The sequence below is a fragment of the Campylobacter concisus genome (assembly GCF_002913865.1).
Lineage (GTDB): Bacteria > Campylobacterota > Campylobacteria > Campylobacterales > Campylobacteraceae > Campylobacter_A > Campylobacter_A concisus_AM.
In genome coordinates this window covers 1-5,985 of sequence record NZ_POYX01000073.1, presented here as the reverse complement: position 1 = coordinate 5,985, position 5,985 = coordinate 1, and the positions used below count along the sequence as shown (strand labels likewise).

At 42.2% G+C, this 5,985-nt stretch carries 6 protein-coding genes; 3 read left to right on the top strand and 3 right to left on the bottom strand.

Going from position 1 to position 5,985, the window contains the following annotated elements; all coding sequences use genetic code 11:
• Nucleotides 1-403 precede the first annotated feature (403 nt).
• Nucleotides 404-1,615 carry a saccharopine dehydrogenase family protein gene (locus CYP77_RS04790; RefSeq protein WP_103566784.1) on the bottom strand — a complete coding sequence of 404 codons (1,212 nt, stop codon included), beginning with the start codon at nt 1,613-1,615 and terminating at the stop codon, nt 404-406.
• 93 nt (nt 1,616-1,708) lie between these two features.
• Between CYP77_RS04790 and CYP77_RS04785 the strand changes: the two genes are divergently transcribed.
• On the top strand, nt 1,709-2,431 hold the full coding sequence (locus CYP77_RS04785) for a tetratricopeptide repeat protein (RefSeq protein ID WP_103566782.1): 723 nt from the start codon (nt 1,709-1,711) through the stop codon (nt 2,429-2,431).
• On the opposite strand, the gene CYP77_RS04780 is transcribed toward CYP77_RS04785, so the two are convergent.
• Nucleotides 2,428-3,102 (bottom strand): tetratricopeptide repeat protein, encoded by a 675-nt coding sequence (locus tag CYP77_RS04780; protein ID WP_103566779.1) that lies wholly within the window; start codon nt 3,100-3,102, stop codon nt 2,428-2,430. The two genes, CYP77_RS04785 and CYP77_RS04780, sit on opposite strands and share 4 nt — an antisense overlap.
• Nucleotides 3,103-3,111: 9 nt before the next feature.
• Complete coding sequence (locus CYP77_RS04775) at nt 3,112-3,753, bottom strand: non-canonical purine NTP pyrophosphatase (protein WP_103566776.1); 642 nt, start codon at nt 3,751-3,753, stop codon at nt 3,112-3,114.
• Nucleotides 3,754-3,865: 112 nt separating this feature from the next.
• Between CYP77_RS04775 and CYP77_RS04770 the strand changes: the two genes are divergently transcribed.
• Complete coding sequence (locus tag CYP77_RS04770; RefSeq protein WP_103566773.1) at nt 3,866-5,167, top strand: MFS transporter; 1,302 nt, start codon at nt 3,866-3,868, stop codon at nt 5,165-5,167.
• Nucleotides 5,164-5,985 (top strand): aminoacetone oxidase family FAD-binding enzyme (locus CYP77_RS04765; protein ID WP_103566771.1); only part of this gene is annotated, 822 nt, incomplete at its 3' end. The genes CYP77_RS04770 and CYP77_RS04765, both read left to right, overlap by 4 nt.

Sequence of the window (5,985 nt, the reverse complement as noted above, 5' to 3'; positions counted from 1 at the left end):
CGCTATCTTTTAGCTCATCTTGTAAATTTTCTAAAGCTTCTCTTTGTTTTGCATTTTTCAAATTTGCATTTATCAAAAAAGCTACCAAGATAACGCAAACAAGCGCAAGAGCTGCCACTAAAATGTATAAATTTTCTATCGGTAGCACTGAAATTTCCTTTTAAATTTTGGCTTTATTATATTTGAAAATTTGTAAAAGAGTTGTGAAAGGGATAAGCTCGTGACAAAATAGGAGAGGTAAATTTTCTAAAAGTTAAAATTAACAAAATAAGGCGAAGTATTTTTCGCTTAGACGAGGCGGTTTTAAATTTTGTGACTGGAGTTACCGACTGGGTAATGACCGAGCAAAATTTAAAACCAACGAAGTATAAGTAGAAAAAGACAAGCCTAATAAGTCTAAATTTTAAACTTCGTATCTCTCGCCTGGCTTCATCTCTATCATCTCCCACGGCAGCCCCTGCTTATTTAGCTCGTCCATGAAAGGTTTTGCGTCAAAATTCTCCATATTAAAGACGCCTTTGCCACTCCAAATGCCTTTTGCGACCATTAGCGAGCCGATCATCGCTGGCACGCCCGTGGTGTAGCTAACAGCCTGCGCGCCTGTCTCAGCGTAGCAAGCCTCGTGGTCGCAGACGTTGTAGATATAGACTTGGCGCCCTTTGCCATCTTTTAAGCCACGTATCACGCAGCCGATGTTTGTTTTACCTCTTGTGCGAGGACCAAGACTTGCAGGGTCAGGCAGAAGCGTCTTTAAAAACTGGATCGGCACGATTTTCATGCCGTTGTGCTCGACCTCGTCTATGCGGAGCATTCCCACGTTTTCTAGGCACTTCATGTGGGTTAGATAGCTTTGTCCAAAGGTCATGAAAAAGCGAATTCTCTTTAGTCCTTTGATGTTTTTAACTAAACTTTCTAGCTCCTCGTGATAGAGCAGGTAGCTGTCCTTGACGCCAACTTTTGGGTAGTCCCACTTAAACATGATCTGCATAGGCTTTGTCTCGATCCATTTGCCAGCCTCCCAGTAGCGGCCATTTGCGCTAACTTCGCGTAAATTTATCTCTGGGTTAAAATTTGTCGCAAAAGCATATCCATGATCGCCAGCGTTGCAGTCAAGGATGTCGATCTCGTGGATCTCGTCAAATAAATTTTGCTGTGCATAGGCGCAAAATACGTTTGTCACGCCTGGGTCAAAGCCAGAGCCAAGAAGCGCCATGGTGCCAGCGTTTTTGAAGTCACCATCCTTCGCCCACTGAAGCTTGTACTCAAATTTTGCGGTGTCTGGGTGCTCGTAGTTTGCGGTGTCGATGTAAGGTATGCCAGCCTTTACGCAAGCGTCCATGAGAGTTAGGTCTTGATATGGCAGCGCGACGTTTAGAAGCAAATCAGCCTTTGTTTGTTTGATGAGCTCCACCACGGCCGCTGTGTCGTCAGCGTCGATTTGCGCGGTGTTTATCTGCACGCCAAGGCGATCTTTTATAAATTTAGCGATCGCGTCGCACTTGCTTTTTGTGCGGCTTGCAAGGGTGATATTTGTAAAAACGTCCGAGTTCATCACACATTTTACGGTTGCGACTTGGCTAACTCCGCCTGCTCCGATGATTAAGATATTTGACATTTTTGGCTCCTTAAAATTTTAGTGATTTTAGCAAAGTTAATATAAATTTCTAGCTTCAAAAGGTAAAATGAGCCAAATTTTAAAGGTAAAAAGATGAAGAAAATTTTGCCATTTTTAGCGCCTATTTGCCTCTTTGCAAGTAGCTGCGACGAGCTGGTGCAAGAGAGCGTAAATGAGTTTTATAAAAGTGATAGAAATTTGGAGAGAGCCATAAATTTAGCTGAGCAAGCGACTGATGTCTGCTTAAAAGAGGGCAACACCGAGCAGGCGATCACTTCGCTCATAAATGGCGCTAGCATTTGCATGGTAAATAAAGAGCCACAAAGGGCGCTAGAGCTCTCACAAAGAGCCCTAGAGCTTGCGGCAAACGTTAGCGACAAACTGCTGCTAGCGCGCTCTTATCAAAACATAGGCGCAGCAGAAAAGATGCTAGGCAAATATGACGAAGCGCTTGCTAATTTTCAAGAAGCTCAAAAAATTTATGACGTCACGCCAAATACCCCAATGCGCGACGAGCTGCTTTGCATAAAGTCCATCGGTAACGCCTACTACATGAAAAATGACTTTGCAAATGCCTACGACAAGCACATTTTAGCGTTAAATTTGCTTGATATCACACCAGAGTTAAGTGGCAACGAGCTTGTGCGATCAGAGCTGTTAATAGAAGTCGCTAACGACCTAGTAAAGCTTGAACAAAAGGACGAAGCTGCCAAAAACTACAAAGAAGTATTTGAAATTTTAAAAGGCAAGGAGCAAAACCCTCGCGCCCTTGATCTATTGGAGCGCGCAAAGAAGGGGCTAAAGGAGCTTAACTAGGGCTCTACCTTTAGCGTGCCCTCTTTTATAGAGCTTGCTAGCATCTTGGCAAACTCATCGTCTGCGTAGCTTTTTAGATACTCTTCTAAGTATGGCAGCGCGCCTTTTTGATCCATCTTAGCAAGCTTTACTAGCGCAAGGCCTAAATTTGCCCTTTTCACGCCTAAATTTAGAGCTTTATCGTAGTTTTGCTCTGCAAGCTCTAAGCGGTTAGAATTTGCTAAAAAATCAGCAAATTCAGCATAAATTTCCCCATTATTTGGCATCAAATTTATAAGCTCGCCATAAATTTCATCCGCCTTTTTAGCCTCGCCCTGCACGTCAAAGTTATGCTTCATCACGTGGATCCTAGCTTGGCAAATTTTAAAATACCAAGCCTCTTGCCAGCCTAAGCTCTTGCTAAAGCCCTCACTATCCATAAAGTCAAAAATTTTCTCAACCTTTAAAAGATCACTAAACGCCACCTTCTTTTGCTCTTCGTCTTTAAATTTCAAAGGATATGCTCTTGCATAGATATATAGCTCGTCCGTTGCCTTAAAAAGTGCGATGTAGTCGATCTTTCCGTTGCCATTTTCGTCCTTATAAACTATGCTTTTATGCTCAAGTGCCATATACTCGCTCGCCACCAAAATGCCAAAAGTAAAAAATATAAAAAGTAAAATTTTCTTCATAAAATAGTCTTATTTGTAGTTTTTCTTTAGACTTTTTAGCACAAAATTTGCAAGTTCCAGCCCCTTTGAGCGGTGAGAAATTTTAAGCTTTGTCTCGTTATCTAGCTCGCCAAGCGTCCTAGTAAAGCCATTTGGGATAAAAAGTGCGTCGTAGCCAAAGCCGTTTATGCCGCGCTCCTCGTCTATCGCTTCGCCATACATAAAGCCATGCGTCGTGTAATCTCCAAATTTTGAGCTAATGGCGATACAAGCGGTGTAGTGAGCTAGTGAGCTCTTTAAATTTAACGCCTTTAGATTGCTAATTAACTTTGCTCTATTGTTTGCGTCATTTGCGTTTTTGCCGCGCACTTTGCCATTTTCATCAAGGTCAAAGTAGCGAGCTGAGTAGATCCCTGGCTCGCCATCAAGCGCATCCACGCTGATACCACTATCATCGCTAAGTGAGATAAATTCGCCCTCAAGCCCCTGATCTTTAAGCTTTGCAAAGACGGCTCTTGACTTTATGAGCGCATTTTGCTGAAAAGTGCTACCATCTTCAACGATCTCAAATGGCTTTACAACCTCGCTTAGTGCGTAAATTTCATAGCCTTTTAAAAACTCTTTTATCTCTTTTACTTTGTCTAAATTTGATGTCGCAAGCACGATTTTCATCGCAAAACTCCTTGATTTTTGGGCGTATTTTACAAAAAAGTAGATTAAATTTTTAAATTTAAATTAGTGTTAAAATGATAAACTTAGTCCTTTTAAAAATAAGGGAAAATTTATGTTAAAAAGCGTTTTGCCACTATCTTTTATCGTAGCTAGCAGGTTTTTTGGGCTTTTTATAGTCCTGCCGGTGCTTAGCCTTTATGCCCTAAATTTAGAGGGCGCAAACGAATTTTTAGTTGGGCTAATAGTAGGCGTCTATGCGATCTCACAGATGATATTTCAAGTGCCTTTTGGCGCTCTTTCAGATAAGATCGGCCGCAAAAAAGCGCTAACCATCGGGCTTTTGATCTTTGTGGTTGGCTCTATCGTCTGCGCTCTAGCAAGTGAAATTTACACGATGCTATTTGGCAGGTTTTTACAAGGTGTGGGGGCTGTAGGAGCCGTGGCAACAGCGATGATAAGCGACTTTGTGGTTGAAGAAAATCGCTCAAAAGCCATGGCGATAATGGGCGCTTTTATAGGGCTTAGCTTCACGCTTTCGATGGTGCTTGGACCACTACTTGCCAAAGACTACGGGCTTTCAAGCCTCTTTTATCTAAGCGCCGCACTTAGCTTGCTTTGCGTCGTGCTGCTCTACACCGTCGTGCCAAAAGAGATAAAAGTGAGCGCAAAGGCCCAGAAGGTGCCATTTGGCAAGCTATTTTTACAAAAAGACTATATGATCATAAATTTCACCTCTTTCATGCAAAAGATGCTCACAAGCATCGCATTTTTAGTGATCCCGATCGTTTTGGTAAGAGAGTATGGCTATGAGAGCAGCGAGCTTTACAAGGTCTATACGCTTGGCGCTGTGCTTGGTTTTTTGGCTATGGGGGTAGCTGGCGCTTTGGGCGATGGCAAGGGGCTTAGCAAGGTCATCTTGATAGCAGGTACGCTGCTTTTTGCCATAACCTACACCATTTTTGCCTTTAGCTTTACACTCTTTGTCTTTGTGCTTGGCATCGCGATATTTTTTATAGGTTTTAACCTTCACGAGCCAATCATGCAATCAACCGCGACAAAATTTGTAAAATCCTCACAAAAAGGCACCGCTCTTGGCATCTTTAACTCATTTGGCTACTTTGGCAGCTTCGTTGGAGGCGCGTTTGGCGGATACATCATGCACGCTTTTGGTTTTAAAGTGCTTGCCATCGTCTGCGTGGTGCTTTGCGTGATCTGGCTTGTTTTGCTATTTAGCCTAAGCGATCCAAGAATCTTTAAAAACATCTACCTAAGCCCAGAAGCGAGCTTAAATTTAGAGCTTCTAAATAGCCAAAAAGGCGTGGTTGATTATTACAAAAACGAGAAAAATCAAGTGATCAAATTTGACTCTCGCCTAACAAGCGAGACGGCTTTAAAAGAGAGCTTGAAGTTTTGATCTACGACGTCATCATCGTTGGCGCTGGCGCTAGCGGGCTCTTTTTAGGGGCAAATTTAAAGGGCAAAAAGGTTGCCATTTTAGAGAAAAACAGCAGCGCTGGCAAAAAGATCTTAGCAAGCGGTGGCGGCAGATGCAACATCACAAACCGCTTTGTAAGCGCTAAAAACTACCTTGGCGAGCAAAAATTTATAGAGCAAATTTTAAAAATACTAAGCCCAGATCAGGTTTTGAGATTTTTTAGTGAGCTTAAATTTAGCGAGCAAAAGCAAAATCAATTTTTCTGTGATAGCGGTGCAAAGAGCGTTTTGAGCCTGCTTTTAAAAAGGCAAAATGCAGAGATTTTTTATAACAAAGAGGTTATCGGCGCTAAAAAAGTAGATAAAATTTTTGAAATTTTGACAAAAAATGAGAAATTTAGAGCTAGAAATTTAGTTATCGCAAGTGGCGGACTAAGCTACAAAGCCCTTGGCGCAAGCGATATTGGCTACAAGATAGCAAGTGAGTTTGGCCTTGAGCTCTCAATGCCTGCCCCTGCTCTTGTTGGCTTTAGCGTGCAAAAAGATGAGTTTTGGTTTAAAGAGCTTAGCGGCGTTAGTCTAAGTGCGGACGTGGAGATAAATGGCAAAAACGAGAGCCGTAAATTTAGTGGCGACGTGCTTTTTACACACAGGGGCATAAGTGGTCCAGCGATACTAAACGCCTCACTTTTTTGGCAAAAGGGTCGAATTTGCATAAATTTTTTGCCTAAATTTAGTGAGAAAAATTTAGTAAATGGCAAAAAACAACTTAGCTCGGTTTTGCCTTTACCAAAGAGA

Bases quoted from the DNA above. Each gene is read 5' to 3' on its own strand.
- CYP77_RS04780 (WP_103566779.1), bottom strand. From the start codon at position 3,102: ATGAAGAAAATTTTACTTTTTATATTTTTTACTTTTGGCATTTTGGTG.
- CYP77_RS04775 (WP_103566776.1), bottom strand. From the start codon at position 3,753: ATGAAAATCGTGCTTGCGACATCAAATTTAGACAAAGTAAAAGAGATA.
- CYP77_RS04785 (WP_103566782.1), top strand. From the start codon at position 1,709: ATGAAGAAAATTTTGCCATTTTTAGCGCCTATTTGCCTCTTTGCAAGT.
- CYP77_RS04790 (WP_103566784.1), bottom strand. From the start codon at position 1,615: ATGTCAAATATCTTAATCATCGGAGCAGGCGGAGTTAGCCAAGTCGCA.
- CYP77_RS04770 (WP_103566773.1), top strand. From the start codon at position 3,866: ATGTTAAAAAGCGTTTTGCCACTATCTTTTATCGTAGCTAGCAGGTTT.